General features: G+C 71.7%; 19 protein-coding genes. 3 read left to right on the forward strand and 16 right to left on the reverse strand.

Annotation, left to right across the window (positions count from 1 at the left end):
• Positions 1-66 precede the first annotated feature (66 nt).
• The 11 genes from aroQ to ACFVZH_RS14675 form a co-directional block, all read right to left on the reverse strand.
• Positions 67-522 (reverse strand): type II 3-dehydroquinate dehydratase, encoded by a 456-nt coding sequence (gene aroQ, locus ACFVZH_RS14625; protein WP_384897000.1) that lies wholly within the window; start codon positions 520-522, stop codon positions 67-69.
• Positions 519-1,613, reverse strand: coding sequence for a 3-dehydroquinate synthase (gene aroB, locus ACFVZH_RS14630; RefSeq protein ID WP_384897002.1), 1,095 nt, complete (start codon positions 1,611-1,613; stop codon positions 519-521). The genes aroQ and aroB overlap by 4 nt, the downstream gene beginning before the upstream one ends.
• The gene (locus tag ACFVZH_RS14635; RefSeq protein ID WP_384897005.1) at positions 1,610-2,131 is read right to left on the reverse strand and encodes a shikimate kinase; all 522 of its coding nucleotides are present in this window, start codon (positions 2,129-2,131) and stop codon (positions 1,610-1,612) included. Before ACFVZH_RS14635 ends, aroB begins: the two co-directional genes overlap by 4 nt.
• A complete protein-coding gene (aroC, locus tag ACFVZH_RS14640; protein ID WP_384897008.1) occupies positions 2,128-3,312 on the reverse strand; it encodes a chorismate synthase in 1,185 nt (394 codons plus the stop codon). The genes ACFVZH_RS14635 and aroC overlap by 4 nt, the downstream gene beginning before the upstream one ends.
• A gap of 114 nt (positions 3,313-3,426) precedes the next feature.
• Positions 3,427-3,654: a hypothetical protein gene (locus ACFVZH_RS14645; RefSeq protein WP_384897011.1), complete on the reverse strand. Its 228-nt coding sequence runs from the start codon at positions 3,652-3,654 to the stop codon at positions 3,427-3,429.
• A gap of 43 nt (positions 3,655-3,697) precedes the next feature.
• On the reverse strand, positions 3,698-4,525 hold the full coding sequence (locus ACFVZH_RS14650) for a shikimate dehydrogenase (protein WP_384897013.1): 828 nt from the start codon (positions 4,523-4,525) through the stop codon (positions 3,698-3,700).
• The gene (gene mltG, locus ACFVZH_RS14655; protein ID WP_384897016.1) at positions 4,522-6,315 is read right to left on the reverse strand and encodes an endolytic transglycosylase MltG; all 1,794 of its coding nucleotides are present in this window, start codon (positions 6,313-6,315) and stop codon (positions 4,522-4,524) included. Before mltG ends, ACFVZH_RS14650 begins: the two co-directional genes overlap by 4 nt.
• 102 nt (positions 6,316-6,417) lie before the next feature.
• Positions 6,418-6,882 carry a Holliday junction resolvase RuvX gene (gene ruvX / locus ACFVZH_RS14660; RefSeq protein ID WP_073914653.1) on the reverse strand — a complete coding sequence of 155 codons (465 nt, stop codon included), beginning with the start codon at positions 6,880-6,882 and terminating at the stop codon, positions 6,418-6,420.
• Between the two features lie 2 nt (positions 6,883-6,884).
• Positions 6,885-9,554 carry an alanine--tRNA ligase gene (alaS, locus tag ACFVZH_RS14665; protein ID WP_384897019.1) on the reverse strand — a complete coding sequence of 890 codons (2,670 nt, stop codon included), beginning with the start codon at positions 9,552-9,554 and terminating at the stop codon, positions 6,885-6,887.
• Positions 9,554-9,910 (reverse strand): hypothetical protein, encoded by a 357-nt coding sequence (locus ACFVZH_RS14670; RefSeq protein ID WP_384897022.1) that lies wholly within the window; start codon positions 9,908-9,910, stop codon positions 9,554-9,556. Before ACFVZH_RS14670 ends, alaS begins: the two co-directional genes overlap by 1 nt.
• Positions 9,911-9,916: 6 nt before the next feature.
• Positions 9,917-10,354: a DUF948 domain-containing protein gene (locus tag ACFVZH_RS14675; RefSeq protein WP_384897025.1), complete on the reverse strand. Its 438-nt coding sequence runs from the start codon at positions 10,352-10,354 to the stop codon at positions 9,917-9,919.
• 169 nt (positions 10,355-10,523) lie between these two features.
• Here ACFVZH_RS14675 and ACFVZH_RS14680 point away from each other — a divergent pair, with 169 nt between their 5' ends.
• Positions 10,524-12,800: an ATP-binding protein gene (locus tag ACFVZH_RS14680; RefSeq protein ID WP_384897028.1), complete on the forward strand. Its 2,277-nt coding sequence runs from the start codon at positions 10,524-10,526 to the stop codon at positions 12,798-12,800.
• Between the two features lie 55 nt (positions 12,801-12,855).
• On the opposite strand, the gene rpsD is transcribed toward ACFVZH_RS14680, so the two are convergent.
• The 5 genes from rpsD to ACFVZH_RS14705 form a co-directional block, all read right to left on the reverse strand.
• On the reverse strand, positions 12,856-13,470 hold the full coding sequence (gene rpsD / locus ACFVZH_RS14685) for a 30S ribosomal protein S4 (RefSeq protein ID WP_015032311.1): 615 nt from the start codon (positions 13,468-13,470) through the stop codon (positions 12,856-12,858).
• Positions 13,471-13,830: 360 nt separating this feature from the next.
• The gene (locus tag ACFVZH_RS14690) at positions 13,831-15,183 is read right to left on the reverse strand and encodes a replication-associated recombination protein A (RefSeq protein ID WP_384897387.1); all 1,353 of its coding nucleotides are present in this window, start codon (positions 15,181-15,183) and stop codon (positions 13,831-13,833) included.
• Positions 15,184-15,225: 42 nt separating this feature from the next.
• Positions 15,226-15,852 (reverse strand): vitamin K epoxide reductase family protein, encoded by a 627-nt coding sequence (locus tag ACFVZH_RS14695; protein ID WP_384897030.1) that lies wholly within the window; start codon positions 15,850-15,852, stop codon positions 15,226-15,228.
• A 140-nt stretch (positions 15,853-15,992) separates the two neighbouring features.
• Positions 15,993-17,255, reverse strand: coding sequence for a histidine--tRNA ligase (gene hisS / locus ACFVZH_RS14700; protein ID WP_384897031.1), 1,263 nt, complete (start codon positions 17,253-17,255; stop codon positions 15,993-15,995).
• A gap of 10 nt (positions 17,256-17,265) precedes the next feature.
• Entirely contained in the window at positions 17,266-17,973 is a 708-nt protein-coding gene (locus ACFVZH_RS14705; RefSeq protein WP_266889683.1) for an MBL fold metallo-hydrolase, read from the reverse strand.
• 164 nt (positions 17,974-18,137) lie between these two features.
• Between ACFVZH_RS14705 and ACFVZH_RS14710 the strand changes: the two genes are divergently transcribed.
• Entirely contained in the window at positions 18,138-18,938 is an 801-nt protein-coding gene (locus ACFVZH_RS14710; protein WP_384897034.1) for a peptidylprolyl isomerase, read from the forward strand.
• 200 nt (positions 18,939-19,138) lie between these two features.
• Complete coding sequence (locus tag ACFVZH_RS14715) at positions 19,139-20,368, forward strand: DUF349 domain-containing protein (RefSeq protein ID WP_384897036.1); 1,230 nt, start codon at positions 19,139-19,141, stop codon at positions 20,366-20,368.
• The last annotated feature ends 33 nt before the right edge of the window (positions 20,369-20,401 follow it).

Consider the following 20,401-nt stretch of genomic DNA (forward strand, 5'->3'; position numbering starts at 1 on the left):
ACGCCGGAACGTTACCGCCCCCGGCCCCCTCAAGGGGAACGGCCGGGGACGCCCCCTGGTGCCCCGTCAGCCGTCGAGTTCCTCGGCGAGCGCCCGCAGGGCGAGCCGGTAGGAGCCGATGCCGAAGCCGGCCACCGTCCCACTCGCCACGGCGGCGACCACCGAGGTGTGCCGGAACTCCTCCCGGGCGTACGGGTTCGAGATGTGCACCTCGATCAGCGGGGCGGTCCGCTGGGCGGCCGCGTCCCGCATCCCGTACGAGTAGTGCGTGAACGCGCCGGGGTTGATCACCACCGGGATCGCGCCGTCCGCGGCCTCGTGGAGCCAGCGGATCATCTCGCCCTCGTCGTTGGTCTCCCGCACGTCGACGTCGAAGCCGAGCTCCTCGCCGAGCGTCCGGCAGGACTCGACGAGCCCCTTGTACGAGGTGGCGCCGTAGATGTCGGGCTCGCGGGAGCCGAGACGGCCCAGGTTCGGGCCGTTCAGCACGAGCACCCGGCGGACCGGACGCGACTCGCTCACGCCGACACCTCGCCGTACGCCGCGATCAGCACCGCCGGGTCCGGGCCCTCCAGGACGGTCGGCTTGCCGATCCCGTCGAGCACGATGAAGCGGAGCAGGTCGCCGCGGGACTTCTTGTCGACCCGCATCGTCTCCAGGAGCTTGGGCCACTGGTCGCCGCGGTAGGTCAGCGGCAGGCCGACGGACTCCAGGATCGCGCGGTGCCGGTCGGCGGTGGCGTCGTCGAGCCGCCCGGCCAGCCGGCCCAGCTCGGCGGCGAAGACCATGCCGACGGAGACGGCGGCGCCGTGCCGCCACTTGTACCGCTCGTTCTTCTCGATGGCGTGGGCGAGCGTGTGGCCGTAGTTGAGGATCTCCCGGCGGCCGGACTCCTTGAGGTCGCCGGAGACGACCTCCGCCTTGACCTTGATCGAGCGGACGAGCAGCTCGGCGGTGTGCGGACCGGCCGGGGTACGGGCGGCCTGCGGGTCCTCCTCGATGAGGTCGAGGATCACCGGGTCGACGATGAAGCCGGCCTTGATGATCTCCGCGAGACCGCTGACGTAGTCGTGCACCGGCAGCGAGTCCAGCGCGGCGAGGTCGCACAGCACGCCGGCCGGCGGGTGGAAGGCGCCGACGAGGTTCTTGCCCTCGGCGGTGTTGATGCCCGTCTTGCCGCCGACGGCCGCGTCGACCATCGCCAGCACGGTGGTCGGGACGGCGATCCAGCGCACGCCCCGCAGCCAGGTCGCCGCCACGAAGCCGGCCAGGTCCGTGGTGGCGCCGCCGCCGACGCCGACGACGACGTCGCTGCGGGTGAAGCCGGTCTGGCCGAGCGCCTTCCAGCAGTAGGCGGCGACCTCGACGGTCTTCGCCTCCTCGGCGTTCGGCACCTGGATGGCGACCGCCTCGTAGCCCTGCTCGGCGAGGTCCGCGCGGAGCGCCTCGCCGGTGTCGGCGAGCGCCTCCGGGTGGATCACGGCGACCCGCTTGGCCTGGGTGCCGATCAGCTCGGGGAGCTCCCCGAGCAGCTGCCGGCCGACCAGCACCTCGTACGGATCCGTGCCCGCGCTGCCCGCGACGTGGATACGGGTCGTTTCCTGGTCCGTCATGCGTCCTTCTTCAGATCCAGTGCCGAGAGGACCGCGTCCGCGACCTCTTCGGGGGTGCGGTCGTCGGTGGAGACGACGGCCCGGGCGACTTCGGTGTACAGGTGGCGTCGCGCCTCCATCAGCTCGCGCCACTGGCGGCGCGGGTTGACGGCGAGCAGCGGCCGGGCGGCGTTGAGGCCGACGCGGCGCACCGCCTCCTCGACGTCCATCGAGAGGTAGGCGACAGGCCGCCCGGCCAGCAGGGCGCGGGTGCCGTCGTCGAGGATCGCGCCGCCGCCGAGGGCGAGGACGCCCTCGTGCTCGGCGACGGCCGTGGCGACCGCGGCCCGTTCCAGGGCGCGGAAGCGCTCCTCGCCGTCCTCGACGAAGATGTCGGAGATCTCGCGCCCCTCGGCGGCGACGATGTCGGCGTCGGTGTCCCGGTAGGGCACGCCCAGCTTCGCGGCCAGGAGCGCGCCCACCGTGGACTTGCCGGAGCCCATGGGCCCGACGAGGACGACCAGGGGACCGCCGGTCACCGGATGTGCAGGTTGTCGAGGTACGACCGGACGTTGCGGCGGGTCTCGGGGACGCTGTCGCCGCCGAACTTCTCGACGACCGCGTCGGCGAGGACGAGCGCGACCATGGCCTCGGCGACGATGCCGGCGGCGGGGACGGCGCACACGTCGGAGCGCTGGTGGTGGGCGGCCGTCGCCTCACCGGTGACGACGTCGATCGTGGCGAGGGCGCGCGGCACGGTCGCGATCGGCTTCATCGCGGCGCGGACGCGGAGCAGTTCGCCGGTGGTGAGACCGCCCTCGGTGCCGCCGGAGCGGCCGGAGGTGCGCTTGATGCCCTCCTCGGTGCGGACGATCTCGTCGTGCGCCTTCGAACCGGGCACCCGGGCGAGGTCGAAGCCGTCGCCCACCTCGACGCCCTTGATGGCCTGGATGCCCATGAGGGCGGCGGCCAGGCGGGCGTCGAGACGCCGGTCCCAGTGGACGTGCGAGCCGAGGCCGACGGGCACGCCGTAGGCGAGGACCTCGACGACTCCGCCGAGGGTGTCGCCGTCCTTGTGGGCCTGGTCGATCTCGGCGACCATCGCCTTCGACGCGTCGGCGTCGAGGCAGCGGACCGGGTCGGCGTCGAGCTTCTCGACGTCACCGGGGGTCGGGTAGACGCCGTAGGGCGCCTTGGCGGCGGCCAGCTCGACGACGTGCGAGACGATCTCGATGCCCGCGGCCTCCTTGATGAAGGACCGGGCGACGGCACCGAGGGCGACGCGGGCCGCGGTCTCCCGGGCGCTGGCGCGCTCCAGGATCGGCCGGGCCTCGTCGAAGCCGTACTTCTGCATGCCGGCGAGGTCGGCGTGGCCGGGGCGGGGCCGGGTCAGGGGCGCGTTGCGGCCCGTCTCCTTGAGCTCCGCGGGGTCGACCGGGTCGGCCGACATGACCTTCTCCCACTTGGGCCACTCGGTGTTGCCGACCATCACGGCGATCGGGGAACCGAGGGAGAGCCCGTGCCGGACGCCGCCCAGGAAGGTGATCTCGTCCTGCTCGAACTTCATGCGGGCGCCACGCCCATAGCCGAGGCGTCGCCGCGCGAGGTGGTCCGCCACCAGCTCTGTGGTGACCGGGACGCCGGCGGGAAGACCCTCCAGCGTCGCGACCAGCGCGGGTCCGTGGGATTCCCCAGCGGTCAGCCAACGCAACCTGCTCAACGATGCTCCTCATGCTCGCGCCTGGGCACTGCGACGACGCGGCCGGGTGCGCGGCCCTGGCCCGCCGTCCCCGATCCTCCCACGTCCGGACGCCGAACCCGCCCTCCGGTCCAGCTATCGGACGCCGGCGTCGGTCTCCTGGACGGGCGCGTCCTCCACCGGCGTCGCGCCGAGGCGGCCGCGCAGCCATCCGATGCCCGCGTGCAGGACGAGGGCGACGCCCACGGCGGCGAGGGCGTACCGCACCCACGCGGGCAGGCTGCTGAAGATCACCATCCACAGGAAGCGCGCGATGCCGACCGGCATGTCCCAGCGGGACGCCAGTATCGGTTCCCCACCCATGGCGCCGCACTCCCCCGTGTTCCGCTCGGCGTGACGGTGCAGCCTATCGGGCGGCCAGGGCCTGCTCCCCCGCCGCCCGCATGGCCGCGAGCGGGGCGGGCGTGCGGCCCGTCATCTGCTCGACCTGGAGAACGGCCTGGTGGACGAGGAGGTCGAGGCCGCCGACCACCTGGCCGCCGCGGTCGGACCAGGCGGCGGCGAGGCGGGTGGGCCAGGGGTCGTAGAGGACGTCGAAGAGGGTGCCGACGGCGTCCGGGACGGCGGCGGCCAGCGCGTCGGTGGTGCCGGCCGGGGTGGTCGCGATGACCAGCGGGGCCGCGAGGGCCTCCGCCGCCCGCTCCCAGTCGGCGGTACGGACGTCCACGCCGAGCCGCTCGCCCCAGCCCCGCATCTCCGCCGCGCGTGCCTCGCTCCGTACGTACGCGGTGACGGGCCCCGGGCAGATCCGGGCGAGCGCGGCGAGCGCGGAGGAGGCGGTGGCGCCGGCGCCGAGGACCGCCGCCGACTCCACCTTCTCGACGCCCCGCTCGCGCAGGGCGGCGATCATGCCGGGGATGTCGGTGTTGTCGCCGACCCGCCGCCCGTCCTCGCGGAGGACGACCGTGTTGACGGCCTCCACGGAGGCGGCCGTGTCGCTGATCTCGTCGAGCAGCGGGATGATCACCCGCTTGAGCGGCATGGTCAGCGACAGCCCGGCCCAGCTTCCGTCCAGCTCGCCCACGAAGGCGGGCAGCCCGGCCTCGTCGACCTCGAAGCGCTCGTACGACCAGTCGCCCAGGCCGAGTTCGGCGTACGCCGCCCGGTGCAGGACCGGGGAGAGCGAGTGGGCGATCGGCGATCCGAGGACCGCCGCGCGGTGTTGCCTGCTCACTGGCCCTGCTTCCGCTGCTTCTCGTACTCCGCGACGTTCCGGTTGTGTTCCTTGAGGGTCACGGAGAAGACGGTCTTGTTCTCGTTGATCGACACGAAGTAGTACCACGGGCCGTCGGCGGGGTTCATCGCCGAGTTCAGTGCCTCGATGCCGGGGTTGCTGATGGGACCGGGGATGAGGCCCTTCACGTCGTACGAGTACGTGTTGTACGGGTCCTTGATCTTGCGCATCTCCTCGACGCTGCCGACGTCGAGGGTGCTCGTGCCCTTGAGGTAGTTGACCGTCGAGTCGAACTCCAGTCGGCCCACGGTCTCCATGTTGTTCGGCTTGAGGCGGTTGTAGACCACCCGCGCCACCTTGTCGAAGTCGTGCTTGTACTTGCCTTCGACCTGCACCAGGCTCGCGACCGTCAGGACCTCCCACGGTCCGCTCAGACCGTGCTCCTTCGCCTTGGCCTCCAGGTCGAGCTTCCCGTACTCCTGGTTCGCGCGCGAGACCATCCTGCGCAGCGCGTCCTCCGGCTTGGTGCCCTTCGCGACCGGGTAGCTGGCCGGGAAGAGGAAGCCTTCCAGCGGGTCCTTGATGTCGGGGTGGTTCTTGGCCCAGTCGGGCAGGCCGAGGCTGCCGGCCTTCGCGAAGGCGATCTCCTTGGTGGTGCCCGGCTTCAGGTCGAGGCGCTTGTCGAGCTCGCTGTACACCCAGGCGTTCCGCCGGCCCTCGGGGATCACGAGGTTGCTCTGGCTCGCCGGGTCGAGCATCAGCGTGACCGCGCTCTCCGCCGACATCTCCTTCTTCAGCGTGTAGGCGCCCGCCTGGATCGAGAGGCCCTTGGGGTTCCGCTGCTGCGCCGAGACGAAGGCGTCGACGCTCTTGACCACGCCGGCCTTCTTGAGGATGTTGCCGATCTCGTAGCCGCCGGCGGACTTGGGGATCTCGACCTGGACGTCGCCGCTGCCGCTGCCCGTGTAGTCGGGCGCGGCACCGAATTCGCCCTGCCAGAACTGGTAGCCGAAGTAGCCGATGCCGCCGACGCCGCCCGCGAGGACGAGCGCGACGACCAGGCAGGCCACGCCGTTCTTGCCTTTGCGTTTCTTCGCCTTGCTGCGGCGGTCGCGGTCGTCGCCGCGGGAGCCACGGCCTCGGGCGGGCTCCTCGTCGTGGTCGTCGTCCGGGTCGTCCTCGCCGGTGAAGAAGGGGTGCTTCTCCTCTTCCGGCTCGGGGCTCGCCTCTTCCTCCGGGGCCCAGTCGATCACCGGCTCCGGCGGCTTCCGGCGGCGGCCGGGGGGCTGGGGCGGCGGGTACGCCTCGGGGGTGCCGTAGAGGTCGGGGTTCTGCCCGCCGTAGGGATCGGCGGGCGGCGTGCCGTACGGCATGGCCGCCTGGCCGGTCTCCCAGCCCGCGTCGTACTGCTGTCCGAGGTTCCCGGGCGTGTCGTAACCGCCCGGGTACCCCGTCTCGTACTGCTGCTGCGGCTGCTGGTGCTGCTGAGGCTGCGCCTGCTGCTGGTACTCGTACTGCTGGTACTGCGGGTCCACGTAGCCCTGCGGCTGCTGCGGCTGCTGGTAGTACTGCTGCTGCGCCTGCTGCTGGTACGGGTCGCCCTGGTAGCCCTGGGGGGCCTGTCCTCCCTGGCCGTACGGGTCCTCATAGCCCTGACCGGCCTGGTCGTACTGGTTCGCCTGCTGCGGGTGCGGGTACTGCTGCGGCTGGCCTTCCCACCCCTGGTCCCCGTAGAGCGGGTCCCCGGGGTGCCACGGTTCGGAGCCGGGGCTCCGGCCATACTCAGTCATCGATCCCCAAAACAGCCGCGAGGCTTCCGGACGATCCGCCTCTACGTAGTGCGGCAGCTGTTCGAACACCGCCGCATCGCGCGGAACGTTACCGTATCGCGATCAGATGACCACTTCGACGCCCTCGCCGGGCGGATTACCTGATACCCGTTCGGACTCAAGAGCGTTCTGAAGGATGATCACAGCGGCGGCCTGGTCGATGACGGACCGCCCCTTCTTCGCCTTCACACCGGAGGCCCGGAGCCCCTGGGTCGCGGTGACCGTGGTCATCCGCTCGTCGACCAGGCGCACCGGCACCGGAGCGATGCCCTTCGCCATCTCCCCGGCGAAGGCCCGGACCTTGGTCGCGGCCGGACCCTCCCGCCCGCTGAGCGAGCGGGGCAGGCCCACGACGACCTCGATGGGCTCGTACTCCTCGACGATCTGGCGGAGCCGCCGGTGGGCGGCCGGGACATCACGTCCCGGCACGGTCTCCACCGGCGTGGCGAGGACCCCGTCGGGGTCGCACGAGGCGACCCCGATGCGGGCGTCCCCGACATCGACCGCGAGTCGGCGGCCGCGGCGCATCGTCACGCCGTCTCCACCACGAGACGCTCGACGGAGGCGATGGCCTCGCCGACGGCGGCCGGGTTCTGGCCGCCGCCCTGGGCGACGTCCGGCTTGCCGCCGCCACCGCCCCCGAGGGTCTTGGCCGCGGCGCGGACCAGCTCGCCGGCCTTGAGGCCGCGCTCGCGGGCGGCCTCGTTGGTGGCGATGACCGTCAGCGGCTTGCCGTTGACCGTGGTGAACAGGGCGACGACGGCCGGACGGTCGGACGGGAAGCGCCCGCGCACGTCGAGGACCAGCCTGCGCAGGTCGTCGGCGCCGGTGCCGTCCTGCACCTGGCCGGTGACCAGGGCGAGGCCGCGGATGTCCTGGGCGGAGTCGACGAGACCGGCGGCGGCCTGGAGGACCTTCTCCGCGCGGAACTTCTCGATCTCCTTCTCGGCGTCCTTCAGCTTGCCGAGCATGGCGGAGATCTTCTCCGGCAGCTCCTCCGGGCGGCCCTTGACCAGCTCCTGGAGCTGGGCGACGACCGTGTGCTCGCGGGCCAGGAAGTTGTACGCGTCGACGCCGACGAGGGCCTCGATACGGCGCACGCCGGAACCGATCGACGACTCGCCGAGCAGCTTCACCAGACCCAGCTGGGCGGTGTTGTGGACGTGGGTGCCGCCGCACAGCTCCTTGGAGAAGTCGCCGATGGTGACGACGCGGACCTGCTCGCCGTACTTCTCGCCGAACTCGGCGATGGCGCCCTGGCGCTTGGCCTCGTCGATCGGCATGACCTCGGCGTGGACCTCGAGCTCGCGCGAGAGGACCTCGTTGATCTTCTGCTCGACGTCGGTGAGGACCGCGCCGGGGACGGCGTTCGGCGAACCGAAGTCGAAGCGGAAGCGGCCGGGCTGGTTCTCGGAACCGGCCTGGGCGGCCGTCGGGCCGAGGGCGTCGCGCAGCGCCTGGTGGGTGAGGTGGGTGGCCGAGTGGGCGCGGGCGATGGCCCGGCGGCGGCGCACGTCGATGGTGGCGTAGGCGGTGGCGCCCACGGTCACCTCGCCGACCTGCACGGAACCCTTGTGCACGGAGACACCGGGAACGGGCTGCTGGACGTCACGGATCTCGATGACCGCGCCGCTGTGCAGCTTGATCCGGCCCTGGTCGGCGATCTGGCCGCCGCCCTCGGCGTAGAACGGAGTGCGGTCGAGGACGACCTCGACCTCGTCGCCCTCGCTGGCGGCCGGCGAGGAGACGCCGTTGACCAGGAGGCCGACGACGGTGGTCTCGCCCTCGGTGTTGGTGTAGCCGGTGAACTGAGTGGCGCCGTTGGTGTCGGCGATCTCCCGGTACGAGGTCATGTCGGCGTGGCCGGTCTTCTTCGCCTTGGCGTCGGCCTTGGCGCGGTCCCGCTGCTCCTTCATCAGGCGGCGGAAGCCGTCCTCGTCCACGGAGAGGCCCTGCTCGGAGGCCATCTCCAGGGTGAGGTCGATCGGGAAGCCCCAGGTGTCGTGGAGCAGGAACGCCTTGTCGCCGGAGAGGATCGTGCCGCCGGCGGCCTTGGTCTCGGTGACGGCGGTGTCGAGGATGTTGGTGCCGCCCTTGAGGGCCTTGAGGAAGGCGGCCTCTTCGGCGAGGGCGACGGTCTCGATGCGCTTGCGGTCGGTGACCAGCTCCGGGTACTGCTCGCCCATCGTGTTGATCACGGTGTCGACGAGCTCCTGGACCACCGGTCCGGTGGCGCCGAGGAGGCGCATGTTGCGGACGGCGCGGCGCATGATGCGGCGCAGCACGTAGCCGCGGCCCTCGTTGCCGGGGGTGACGCCGTCGCCGATGAGCATGACGGACGTACGCATGTGGTCGGCGACCACGCGGAGCGAGACGTCGCTGTCGTGGGCCTTGCCATAGGCGACGCCGGTGAGCTCGGTGCCCTTGTCGATGACGACCTGGAGGGTGTCCGTCTCGTACATGTTCTGGACGCCCTGGAGGATCATCGCCAGGCGCTCCAGGCCGAGGCCCGTGTCGATGTTCTTCGACGGCAGCTCGCCGAGGATCGGGAAGTCGTCCTTCCCGGTGCCCTCACCGCGCTCGTACTGCATGAAGACGAGGTTCCAGATCTCCACGTACCGCTCGTCGTTGACGGCCGGGCCGCCCTCGACGCCGAACTCGGGGCCGCGGTCGTAGTTGATCTCGGAGCAGGGGCCGCAGGGGCCGGGAACGCCCATCGACCAGTAGTTGTCCTTCTTGCCGAGGCGCTGGATGCGCTCGGCGGGGACGCCGACGACGTCGCGCCAGATCTGCTCGGCCTCGTCGTCCTCCTGGTAGACGGTGATCCAGAGCTTCTCCGGCTCCAGCCCGTAGCCGCCGTGCTCCACCGAAGTGGTCAGCAGCTCCCAGGCGAGCTTGATGGCGCCTTCCTTGAAGTAGTCGCCGAAGGAGAAGTTGCCGCACATCTGGAAGAACGTGCCGTGGCGGGTGGTCTTGCCGACTTCCTCGATGTCGGGCGTGCGCACGCACTTCTGCACGCTGGAGGCGCGCGTGAAGGGCGGCTTGACCTCACCCAGGAAGTAGGGCTTGAAGGGCACCATGCCGGCGGGGACGAGCAGCAGAGTCGGGTCGTCCGCGATGAGCGACGCCGAAGGGACGACGGTGTGCCCGCGCTCCTCGAAGAAGCTCAGCCAGCGGCGGCGGATTTCAGCCGACTCCATCAGTGGTCCTCATTCCGGTTGTACGAGATCGTGGGAATTGAATGCGTGGTCTTCGACGGCGTGACGCCGAGCGCGGTCCTGCGGCGGGGCTCCGGAAGCTCCCGGTCCCGGGCGGTGCCCTGGTCCACGGGGGCGTCGAGCCCGAGCGCCTCGCCGAGTTCGGCCTCCCGCTGGAGCATCCCCGCCCTCACGTCGAGGGCGAAGTCCTTGAGCCGGTGGCCGGTCTCGACCGCCTTGTTCGCCGCCTGGGCCGCGAGGCTCTCGGGGGTCAGCTGCTTCAGCTTGCGGTTGACCTTGGTGGTGGCCCACACACCGGCGGCTGCGCCGGCCGTGAACCAGAACGTGCGGCGGAACATCGCGGCTCAGCCCTTCTGCTTCCGGCGTCTCGAGGACGGCACGGTACGGCCGACGATCACAGTACGTCGCGCGGAGGCCCGCGACACGTCCTCGCCGTCCCGGTCGCGGCCGAGCGCCTTGCGCACGCCGTAGCCGAAGGCGGCCACCTTGACGAGCGGGCCCCCGAAGGTGGAGGCGACGGTGGAGGAGAGCGCGGAGGCGTTGGAGGTGACCTCCTGGACGTCCGACGCGATGGCGTCGACCCGGTCGAGCTGGGTCTGTGCCGAGCGCACGGTCGTGGAGGCGTCGACCAGCAGGGGGACGGCCTGCTCGGTCACGTCCGCCACCAGCTTGGTGGTCGCCCTGAGCGTCTGTGCCAGCCTCACCAGCACCACGGCGAGGAAGGAGACCAGGATCGCCCAGAAGACGGCCACCAGGATGCCGGCAACCTCTCCACCGGTCACTCTGCACCGCTCTCTGTGTCGTCGGATCTGTCGTCGGGTTCTTGCCAAAAGTAGTCCCCCGACCCTATCGCGCCCGGGCTGGCCCGCCGTACCGCATTACCGCGCGTGGGACGGGAGTTCGGGGAACCGATTGTACGGAGAGCGCGCGGATGGGTACGCTCCGTGTCCCATGCGACGGAGCAATCTCCCGGCGGAGCTGAACCGGTTCGTCGGACGGGCCGCCGAGCAGGCCGCCCTGACGGCGCTCCTCGAGACGTCCCGCCTGGTCACGGTCGTGGGGGTGGGCGGGGTCGGCAAGACCCGGCTGGCCGTTCGGGCTGCCGCCGAGGCGCAGAAACGCTACGTCGACGGGGTGCGCCTCGCCGACCTCGCGCCGCTGCGCGACCCGGACCTGGTGGCGTACGCCCTCGTCGAGGCGCTCGGACTGACCGACCACACCCTGCGGGCCCCGCGCGAAGTGCTCGTGGAGCACCTCGCGGACCGCCGACTGCTGCTGGTGGTCGACGGTTACGAACACCTGGTGGAGAGCTGTGCCCCGCTGGTGCGCGATCTGCTCGCGCACGCGCCGAGGCTGACCGTCCTCGCGGTCGGCCGCCGGGCGCTTCGGGTGGCGGGCGAGACCGTGTTCACGCTGGCGCCGATGGACGACGGGGACGCGGTGACCCTGCTCGCCGAACGGGCGGCGGAGGCGGGCGCCCCGATGGCGCCGGCGCTCCCCGCGCCGAGGGGCACGACCTCTCCCGCCCCGAGGACGGTGATTCCGACCGCCCCGCCGGCGCGGGCGCTGCCCGGCCCGACGACGACGGACGCGCCCTTCCTCCCCGGCCCTGCCGAGGCCGTACGGGAGCTGTGCCGGCGGCTCGACGGCATTCCGCTCGCCCTCGAACTGGCGGCGGGCCGGCTGCCGCTGCTCTCGGTCGAGCAGATGCTGTGCCGTCTCGACGACCGGTTCCGGCTCCTCACGGACGGCGCGCGCGGTGCGCTGCCCCGCCACCAGACGCTGCGGACCGCGATCGGCTGGAGCCACGAGCTGTGCACCGCCCAGGAGCGGCTGCTGTGGGCGCGGCTCTCGGTCTTCGCCGGCCCCTTCGACCTGGAGGCGGTGGAGTACGTGTGCGGCGGCCCGGAGCTGCCCCCCGACCACATCCTCGATCTGCTCGGGGGGCTGCTCGGGCAGTCGCTCGTGGCGCGGGAGGACTCCCCGGCGGGCCCCGCCTACCGGCTCCTGGACACGGTGGCCGCGTACGGGGCGGAGTGGCTGGCGGCGCTCGGCGACACGGAGCGGATGCGGCGCCGGCACCGCGACTGGTACATGGGGCTGGCCACCTGGTGCGAGCTGGAGTGGTTCAGCCCGCGCCAGGCCGAGGTCGCGGCCCGCACGGACGCGGCGCTGCCCAATCTGCGGGCGGCCCTCGACCTGTGCCTCGAGCTCCCGGAGGACGCGCATCTCGCCCAGCACCTGGCGGGCACGCTGTGGTTCGCGTGGGTGGGCTGCGGGCGGCTCTCGGAGGGCCGGCACTGGCTGGAGCGGGCGCTCGCGCTGGAGTCCGGGCACGAGGAGGCGCGCCTCAAGGCGCTGTGGGTGCTCGGATACGTGGCCGTCCTCCAGGGGGACGGCACGGCGGCGGTGGCGGCGCTCCACGAGTGCGGGGAGCGGGCGAGGGCTTCCGGGAACGCGCTGGCGGAGGCGTACGCGACGCACCGGATGGGCTGCCTCGCGCTGCTGTCGGACGACATGCCGCGGGCCGAGGAGCTGATCGGGCGGGCGCTCGACACCTACCGTGAGCTCGGCGAGCTGAACAGCAACGTGCTGATGGGGCAGGTCGAACTGGCCATGGCGCGGGCCTTCCGGGGCGACCTGGAGGGGGCGGTCGCGATCTGCCGCGAGGTGCGGGAGATCTGCGAGGAGCGGGGGGAGCGGTGGACCCGCGCCTACGCGCTCTACGTCCTGGGGTTCTCCGCGTGGACCCGCGGCGCGTACCCGGAGGCGCGGGAGCTGCTCGACGAGTGCGTGTCGATCAACCACACGTTCCACGACCTGGTCGGGCTCGTCCTCGCGATCGAGATGCTCGCGCTGGTGACGGCGAGCGAGGGGGACGCGGCGGAGGCCGCGGTCCTGCAGGGGGCGACGGTGCCGTTGTGGGACACGGTCGGCGTCCGGCTCTTCGGCTCGGAGACGTTCGGCGGGCCGAGGGCGCTGGGCGAGCGGCTGGCCGGCGAGGCGCTGGGGGCGGAGGCGTACGGCGTCGCGTTCCGGGAGGGCCGGTCGCTCCCGGTGGACGCGGCGGTGGAGCGGGCGCTCTCCGGGCACCGGGACGCGGCCGTCGGCCGGCAGGCCGGACCCGCGGCCCCGCGGCCGTTCCGTACGGCGAGGTCGGCGGCGGTCCCGGGAACGCGGAAGCCCGCCGGCTCCCCCACCGGTAAGGGCGGGGAAGCGGCGGGCTGAACACCGCGTGGGTGGTACTACTCCCCCAGCGCTGCCGCCGGGAGGTGCCGCTGGATCAGCGGGCGTAGTACTCGACGACCAGCTGCTCGTCGCAGATGACCGGGATTTCCTTGCGGTTCGGGTCGCGGTCGAGGCGGAAGGCCAGGGCCTTCAGGTTGACCTGCAGGTAGCGCGGGGTCTCGCCGTCGGCGGCGAAGCCACCCTCGCGGGCCATCTCGAACAGCGGCTTGGTGCGGCTGCGCTCGCGGACCATCACGACGTCGTCGGGACGGACGCGGAACGACGGCTTGTCGACCTTGCCACCGTTGACCTGGATGTGGCCGTGGACGACCATCTGGCGGGCCTGGTAGATGGTGCGGGCGATGCCCGAACGCAGGACCAGGGCGTCGAGGCGACGCTCGAGCTCGACGACCAGCGCCTCGCCCGTCTTGCCTTCGGCCTTCTTGGCGCGGTCGTAGGCACGCGCCATCTGGCGCTCGCTGATGTCGTACTGGGCGCGCAGACGCTGCTTCTCGAGCAGACGGACCTTGTAGTCCGAGTTCTGCTTGCGGCCACGGCCGTGCTCGCCCGGCGGGTAGGGGCGGGCCTCGAAGTACTTGACGGCCTTCGGGGTCAGCGCGATGCCGAGGGCACGCGACTTCTTGACCTTGGGACGGGACTGGTTCGGCATGAACCAACCTCTCTCATTGATACGAAAACGGCTTCACCAGGGTTAGGGGAGGTCGCATCCGCAGCCGGGAAACCCGTCTGGTCCGTACGGGACGGACCTGTCGGGCAGCCGCTCCCAGGTCTGGGCACATACGTGCAGCACGCGAACGACCCACCGCCGCTCCCGGGATCCGGGTGGTGATGGGTGGCCCGCGACACCTTCGAAGGTGCGCGACGCTCCTGGAAACCCCGCCCGAGGGCCGGGTCTCCGGCTGACTGTCCCGTTCTGGTGTGCCGACCGGAGCCGGACACGGGACGCAGCAATCCGGACCAGTGTACCGGCTCCGCGGGGTGGTCACGCACCCGCCCGGCAGGAGACCGCCTAGTCCTCGCTCTTCAGGCGGGCTCGTACGCGCTCCACCACGTCCGCGTACCTCGCCTCCGCGCCGTAGCGGGTGGGCTCGTAGTAGTGGCGGCCGTGGATGGCGTCCGGGGCGTACTGCTGGGCGGCGATGCCGCCGGGGACGTCGTGGGGGTACACGTAGCCCTGGGCGTGGCCGAGCTTGGCCGCGCCCTTGTAGTGGCCGTCGCGGAGGTGGGGCGGGACGGAGCCGGCGAGGCCGTTGCGCACGTCGGCGAGGGCGGCGCCGATCGCGGTCGTCGCCGCGTTCGACTTGGGGGCGAGCGCGAGGGCGATCGTGGCGTGGCTCAGGGTGAGGGCCGCCTCGGGGAAGCCGATCATGGCGACGGCCTGGGCGGCGGCGACGGCGATCGGCAGGGCGTTGGGGTCGGCGAGGCCGATGTCCTCGCTCGCGGAGATCATCAGCCGTCGGGCGATGAAGCGCGGGTCCTCCCCCGCCTCGATCATCCGGGCCAGGTAGTGCAGGGCCGCGTCGACGTCGGAGCCGCGGATCGACTTGATGAGGGCGCTGGCCACGTCATAGTGCTGGTCGCCGTCCCGGTCGTACTTCACGGCCGCGCGGTCGACGGTCTCCTCGACGGTCTGGAGGGTGATCTCCGGCTCGCCCTTGGCGATGGCCGCGCCGGCGGCCGCCTCCAGGGCGGTGAGGGCGCGGCGGGCGTCGCCGCCGGCCACCCGGAGGAGGTGGGACTCGGCGTCCGCCGGCAGGGTGACGGCGCCGCCGAGCCCCCGCTCGCCGGTGAGGGCGCGGGCCATCAGTCCGCTCAGGTCCTCGTCGGTCAGCGGCTCCAGGGTGAGGAGCAGCGAGCGGGACAGGAGCGGGGAGATGACGGAGAAGTAGGGATTCTCGGTGGTGGCGGCGATCAGCGTCACCCAGCGGTTCTCCACGGCCGGCAGGAGCGAGTCCTGCTGGGCCTTGGAGAAGCGGTGGATCTCGTCGAGGAAGAGGACGGTCTCCTTGCCGTAACCGCCGACCGCGCGCCGGGCGCCGTCGATGACGGCCCGGACCTCCTTGACGCCCGCGGTGATCGCGGAGAGCTCCACGAACCGCTTGTTGGTCGCCTTGGAGACGACGTACGCGAGGGTGGTCTTGCCGATGCCCGGCGGGCCCCAGAGGATCACGGAGGAGGCGCCGGCGGGGCCGCCGTCGCCGTCTCCGACGAGGCGGCGCAGGGGCGAGCCGGGCTTGAGCAGGTGCCGCTGGCCCACCACCTCGTCGAGGGTGCGGGGGCGCATCCGGACGGCCAGCGGGCTGCTGGCCGGGTCCTTCTCCTGGCGGTCTTCGGCGGCTGCGGTAAAGAGGTCGGGCTCCACAGTCATGAAGCCTAGGTCACGGCACCGACAGCGCGGTCGCCGTCAGCTGGTCCAGAAGTCCCACCAGCGGGTCAGGATCAGCATGCCGATGATCCCGATGTGGAGGACGGGCAGGACCCAGGTGAACTCGTCGAAGAAGGTCCTCAGGCCGCGGGGGGCGGGGATGACGCCGTGGCGGACGTTGTGCGAGGTCACGTACCAGAACATGACGATGGTGGCGACCCAGGCCAGGCAGCACCAGAGGCAGAGCGAGTTGATCTCGTACAGCGACTGGTACATGAGCCAGGTGCAGAAGCCGACGCCGAACAGCGCCCCGGCGTTGAGGCCGAGCCAGTACCAGCGGCGGTAGCGGGCGCCGGCGAGCAGGCCCACGCCGATCGCGATCACCATGGCGTACGTCACGAGGCCGAGCATCGGGTTGGGGAAGCCGAAGACCGACGCCTGCTCGCTCTTCATGATGTTGCCGCAGGAGACGATCGGGTTGAGGCTGCACCCCGGAGTGAAGTTGGGGTCCTCCAGGAGCTTGATCTTGTCGATGGTGATGACCCAGGCGGCGAGCAGTCCGGCCGCCCCGGTGATCACCAGCAGCCAGGCGAAGGCCCTGCTCGCCCCGATCGTGCCGCCGCTGTCCCGGCCGGACGCGGTCTCGTCCACCGCTGCCTTCGTCATGTCGCCTGTTTCCCTCGCTCGCGGGCCTTGTGGGCACGGTCATTCTGCAACACCTGTCCGTCTCCGCACCGTTCGCTGGAGATAAGGACGGGGCCCGGACCACCGTGAGTGGTCCGGGCCCCGTCCGCGTGTGCGGTCCGTCAGGACAGCTTCGCCTTGACGGCGTCCAGGAGGGCGTCGAGGGCGACGGCCTGCTGCTCGCCGGACTCCATGTCCTTGAGCTGGACGACGCCCTCGGCGAGGTCGCGCTCGCCGGCGACGACGGCGAGGCGGGCGCCCGAACGGTTGGCGTCCTTCATGGCGCCCTTGAGGCCCTTGCCGCCGAAGGAGAAGTCGGCGGCGATGCCCTCCCGGCGCAGCTCGGTGACCTTGCCGAAGAGCAGGCGGCGGGCCTCGTCGCCGATGGCCACCGCGAAGACGCTGGTCGCGGCGGGGATGTCGAGCTCGACGCCCTCCGCCTCCAGGGCCAGGACCGTCCGGTCCACGCCGAGCGCCCAGCCCACGGACGGCAGCGCGGGGCCGCCGATCATCTCGGAGAGGCCGTCGTAGCGGCCGCCGCCGCCGACCGCCGACTGCGAGCCGAGACCGTCGTGGACGAACTCGAAGGTGGTGCGGGTGTAGTAGTCGAGGCCGCGGACCAGCTTGGCGTCGTCCTCGAAGACGACGCCCGCCGCGAGGATCAGGGCGCGCACCTCCTCGTGGTACGCCTTGCACGCGTCGCACAGGTAGTCGCGCAGCAGCGGCGCGCCGACGAGCTGCTTCTGCACGGCCTCGCGCTTGTCGTCGAGGACGCGCAGCGGGTTGATCTCGATGCGGCGGCGGGTCTCGTCGTCCAGGTCGAGGGCGCGCAGGAAGCCCTGGAGCGCCTCGCGATAGACGGGACGGCACTCCTTGTCGCCGAGCGAGTTCAGCAGGATGCGGAAGTTCCGCAGGCCGAGCGAGCGGTACGCCTGGTCGGCCAGGATGATCAGCTCGGCGTCGAGCGCCGGGTCCTCCGCACCGATCGCCTCGGCGCCGACCTGCGAGAAGTGGCGGTAGCGGCCCTTCTGCGGGCGCTCGTAGCGGTAGTACGAGCCGGAGTACCAGAGCTTGACCGGCAGGTTGCCCTGCTTGTGGAGGTTGGACTCCAGGGCGGCGCGCAGGACGGAGGCGGTCCCCTCGGGGCGCAGGGCGAGCTTGTCGCCGCCCTTGGTCTCGAAGGCGTACATCTCCTTGCTGACGATGTCGGTGGACTCTCCGACGCCGCGGGCGAAGAGGTTGACGTCCTCGAAGCCGGGGGTCTCGACGTAGCCGTAGCCGGACTTCCGCAGCGGCGCGGAGATCGCGTCGCGGACCGCCAGGTAGGTGGCGGAGAAGGGCGGGATCAGGTCGTACGTGCCCTTGGGGGCCTTGAAGGTGCTCACGAAAATCTCGTCACATTCCTCGTCGGGGAGCGTCCGTGCTCCCGAGGCCGGCCGCCACGTCCCGCAGGTAGGGGTTGGTGGCGCGCTCCTGGCCGATGGTCGTCTGGGGACCGTGTCCCGACAGCACCACGGTCGAGTTGTCGAGCGGCAGGCACACGCGGGCCAGCGAAGCGAGCATCTCGTCCATGTCACCGCCGGGCAGGTCGGTGCGTCCGATGGAGCCGGCGAACAGGAGGTCCCCGGAGAAGAACACGGAGGGGATCTCCGTGGTCTGGGGCATCCTGAAGGTCACCGACCCCTTGGTATGACCGGGCGCGTGGGCGACGGAGAAGTCGAGACCGGCGAGCTTCAGCTCGGCGCCGTCGGTGAGCTCGCGCACGTCGTCGGGCTCTCCCACGGTCAGCTCGCCCATGAGAGGCATCCCGATGGAGCGGCCGAGGGCCTTCTCCGGGTCGCTCATCATGTAGCGGTCGGACGGGTGGATCCACGCGGGGACGTCATGGGCGCCGCACACCGGGACGACGGAGGCGACGTGGTCGATGTGTCCATGGGTGAGGACGACGGCGACGGGCTTGAGCCGATGCTTCTTCAGCGTCTCCTCGACACCCTGGGCGGCCTGGTGGCCCGGGTCGATGATGACGCACTCCTCGCCTGCGGCGGGGGCGACCAGATAGCAATTGGTCCCCCAGGCCCCGGCGGGGAACCCGGCAATCAGCACGTTCGTCCTTAGATGTCGTCCGGCACGTCGGCGCGGAACTCGCGGAAAACACGGAATGCGGCAGATCAGAGCCTACCGGCGGTGCCGGTTCCACAGCCAACCCGTATACGGTACGGGCACATCCGGCCAGGACAGGAACACACGAGCGACAAGGAGCGGACCCGGTGGTCACCAGCGATCAGCGGCGGCGGCAGCTTGCCAGGGAGAAGTACGCGCGGCAGCAGCAGCGGCGGGAGGAGAACCGGCGCAAGGCGAGGCGCCGCAACACCGTCGTCGCCGCCGCCCTCGCGGTGGTGCTTGCGGCGGGCGGCGCCGTCTACGCCTCCGTGGCGCTGACGGACGGCCCCGACAAGGGCTCGGACAACACGGCGAGCGACACGCCGACGACGGCCGCGCCCACCCCCTCGCAGACCGAGGCGGCGAGCCCGGAGCCGAAGCTGACCGTGGACAGCAAGGCCACGTACGCGATGTCCCTGAAGACGAACGAGGGCGACATCACGATCACCATGGACGCGGCGAAGACCCCGCGCACGGTGAACTCCTTCGCGCACCTCGCGGGCAAGAAGTACTTCGACGGGTCCAAGTGCCACCGCCTCACCACCCAGGGCATCTACGTGCTCCAGTGCGGTGACCCCAAGGGCGACGGCACCGGCGGCCCGGGCTACACCATCCCGGACGAGAACCTGGGCGCCCTGGGCAAGGCGGGCGCGGACGGCACGGTGACCTTCCCCGCCGGCACCGTCGCCATGGCCAACACCGGGCAGCCGGGCACCGGCGGCTCCCAGTTCTTCCTCGTCTACAAGGACACCAAGCTGCCCCCGACCTACACCCCGTTCGGCACGATCGACGCGGCCGGTCTCAAGGCGGTCCAGGACGTGGCCGCGGCCGGTGTCGAGGGCGGCGCCGGGGACGGCGCCCCGAAGAAGCCCGTCACCGTCGAGAAGGCGACCGTCACGAAGAAGTGAGCCGGGGCGTCCGCACGCGCGCGTGACCGTGAATCTCGGTCGCGCTGAGTGCGGACAGCCGGGCCGCGGTTCGCCTAGATTGGCGTTGTGCAGCGTTGGGCCGTCGGCCGCGCTGCGGATGGCGGGCGAGGCCCGCCGGGAAACTGTGGACGATGCCCGGGGGGTACGACCCCGCGACGGCATCATGGTGAGGAGGCGCTGTGAGCAGCGACCCGTGGGGCCGCGTCGACGAGACGGGCACCGTGTACGTGCGGACGGCCGAGGGCGAGAAGGTCGTCGGATCGTGGCAGGCCGGCACCCCCGAGGAGGCCCTGGCCTACTTCGAGCGCAAGTACGAGGGCCTGGTGGTCGAGATCGGCCTCCTCGAGAAGCGCGTGAGGACCACCGATCTCTCGGCGAAGGACGCCACCGCGGCGATCGAGCACATCCGCCAGCAGGTCGACGAGCACCACGCCGTCGGCGACCTGGCCGCGCTCGCCGTCCGGCTGGACAAGCTCGTCGAGTCGGTCGACTCGCGCCGCGAGGAGCGCAAGGCCCAGAAGGCGAAGCAGACCGACGAGGCCCGCTCCGCCAAGGAGAAGCTCGTCGTGGAGGCCGAGGAACTGGCCCAGAGCGAGCAGTGGCGTTCCGCCGGCGAGCGGCTGCGGGCGCTCGTGGACACCTGGAAGGGCCTCCCCCGGCTCGACCGCAAGTCCGACGACGAGCTGTGGCACCGCTTCTCGCACGCCCGCTCGGCGTTCTCGAAGCGCCGCAAGGCCCACTTCGCCTCGCTCGACGCCCAGCGCGAGGACGCCCGCAAGACCAAGGAGCGTCTGGTCGCCGAGGCGGAGTCGCTGTCGAACTCCACCGACTGGGGTACCACGGCGGCCCGCTACCGCGACCTGATGACGGAGTGGAAGGCGGCCGGCCGCGCCCAGCGCGAGCACGAGGACGACCTGTGGAACCGCTTCCGCGGCGCCCAGGACGTCTTCTTCGCGGCGCGCGGCGAGGTGTTCGCCGAGCGGGACGCGGAGCAGACCGAGAACCTCAAGCTGAAGGAGGAGCTCGCGGTCGAGGCCGAGAAGCTGCTCCCGGTGACGGACCTGAAGGCGGCGCGCGCGGCCTTCCGTTCCCTCAACGAGCGCTGGGAGGCCATCGGCCACGTGCCGCGGGACGCCCGTCCCAAGGTCGAGGCCCGGATGCACACGGTGGAGCGGGCCCTCCAGGAGTCCGAGGAGGCCGAGTGGCGCCGGACGAACCCGGAGGCGCGCGCGCGTGCCGCGGGTCTGACCGGCCAGCTCCAGGACGCCGTCGAGAAGCTGCGCAAGCAGGTCGACGCGGCCCGCGCCGCCGGCAACGACGCCAAGGCCGACAAGCTCGCCCGCGAGCTGGAGGGCCGCCAGGCCCTGCTCGACCAGGCCCTGAAGGGGCTGGAGGAGTTCGGCGGCTGACCGTGGCCGCGACCGTACGAGGAAGGCCCCCCG

The organism is Streptomyces sp. NPDC059534, assembly GCF_042743475.1.
In the GTDB taxonomy this organism is placed as follows: Bacteria; Actinomycetota; Actinomycetes; order Streptomycetales; family Streptomycetaceae; genus Streptomyces.

Coding starts and splice junctions, on each gene's coding strand:
- aroB (WP_384897002.1), bottom strand. CDS start 1,613: ATGACGGACCAGGAAACGACCCGTATCCACGTCGCGGGCAGCGCGGGC.
- ACFVZH_RS14645 (WP_384897011.1), bottom strand. CDS start 3,654: ATGGGTGGGGAACCGATACTGGCGTCCCGCTGGGACATGCCGGTCGGC.
- mltG (WP_384897016.1), bottom strand. CDS start 6,315: ATGACTGAGTATGGCCGGAGCCCCGGCTCCGAACCGTGGCACCCCGGG.
- ruvX (WP_073914653.1), bottom strand. CDS start 6,882: ATGCGCCGCGGCCGCCGACTCGCGGTCGATGTCGGGGACGCCCGCATC.
- alaS (WP_384897019.1), bottom strand. CDS start 9,554: ATGGAGTCGGCTGAAATCCGCCGCCGCTGGCTGAGCTTCTTCGAGGAG.
- ACFVZH_RS14670 (WP_384897022.1), bottom strand. CDS start 9,910: ATGTTCCGCCGCACGTTCTGGTTCACGGCCGGCGCAGCCGCCGGTGTG.
- ACFVZH_RS14680 (WP_384897028.1), top strand. CDS start 10,524: ATGCGACGGAGCAATCTCCCGGCGGAGCTGAACCGGTTCGTCGGACGG.
- rpsD (WP_015032311.1), bottom strand. CDS start 13,470: ATGCCGAACCAGTCCCGTCCCAAGGTCAAGAAGTCGCGTGCCCTCGGC.
- ACFVZH_RS14695 (WP_384897030.1), bottom strand. CDS start 15,852: ATGACGAAGGCAGCGGTGGACGAGACCGCGTCCGGCCGGGACAGCGGC.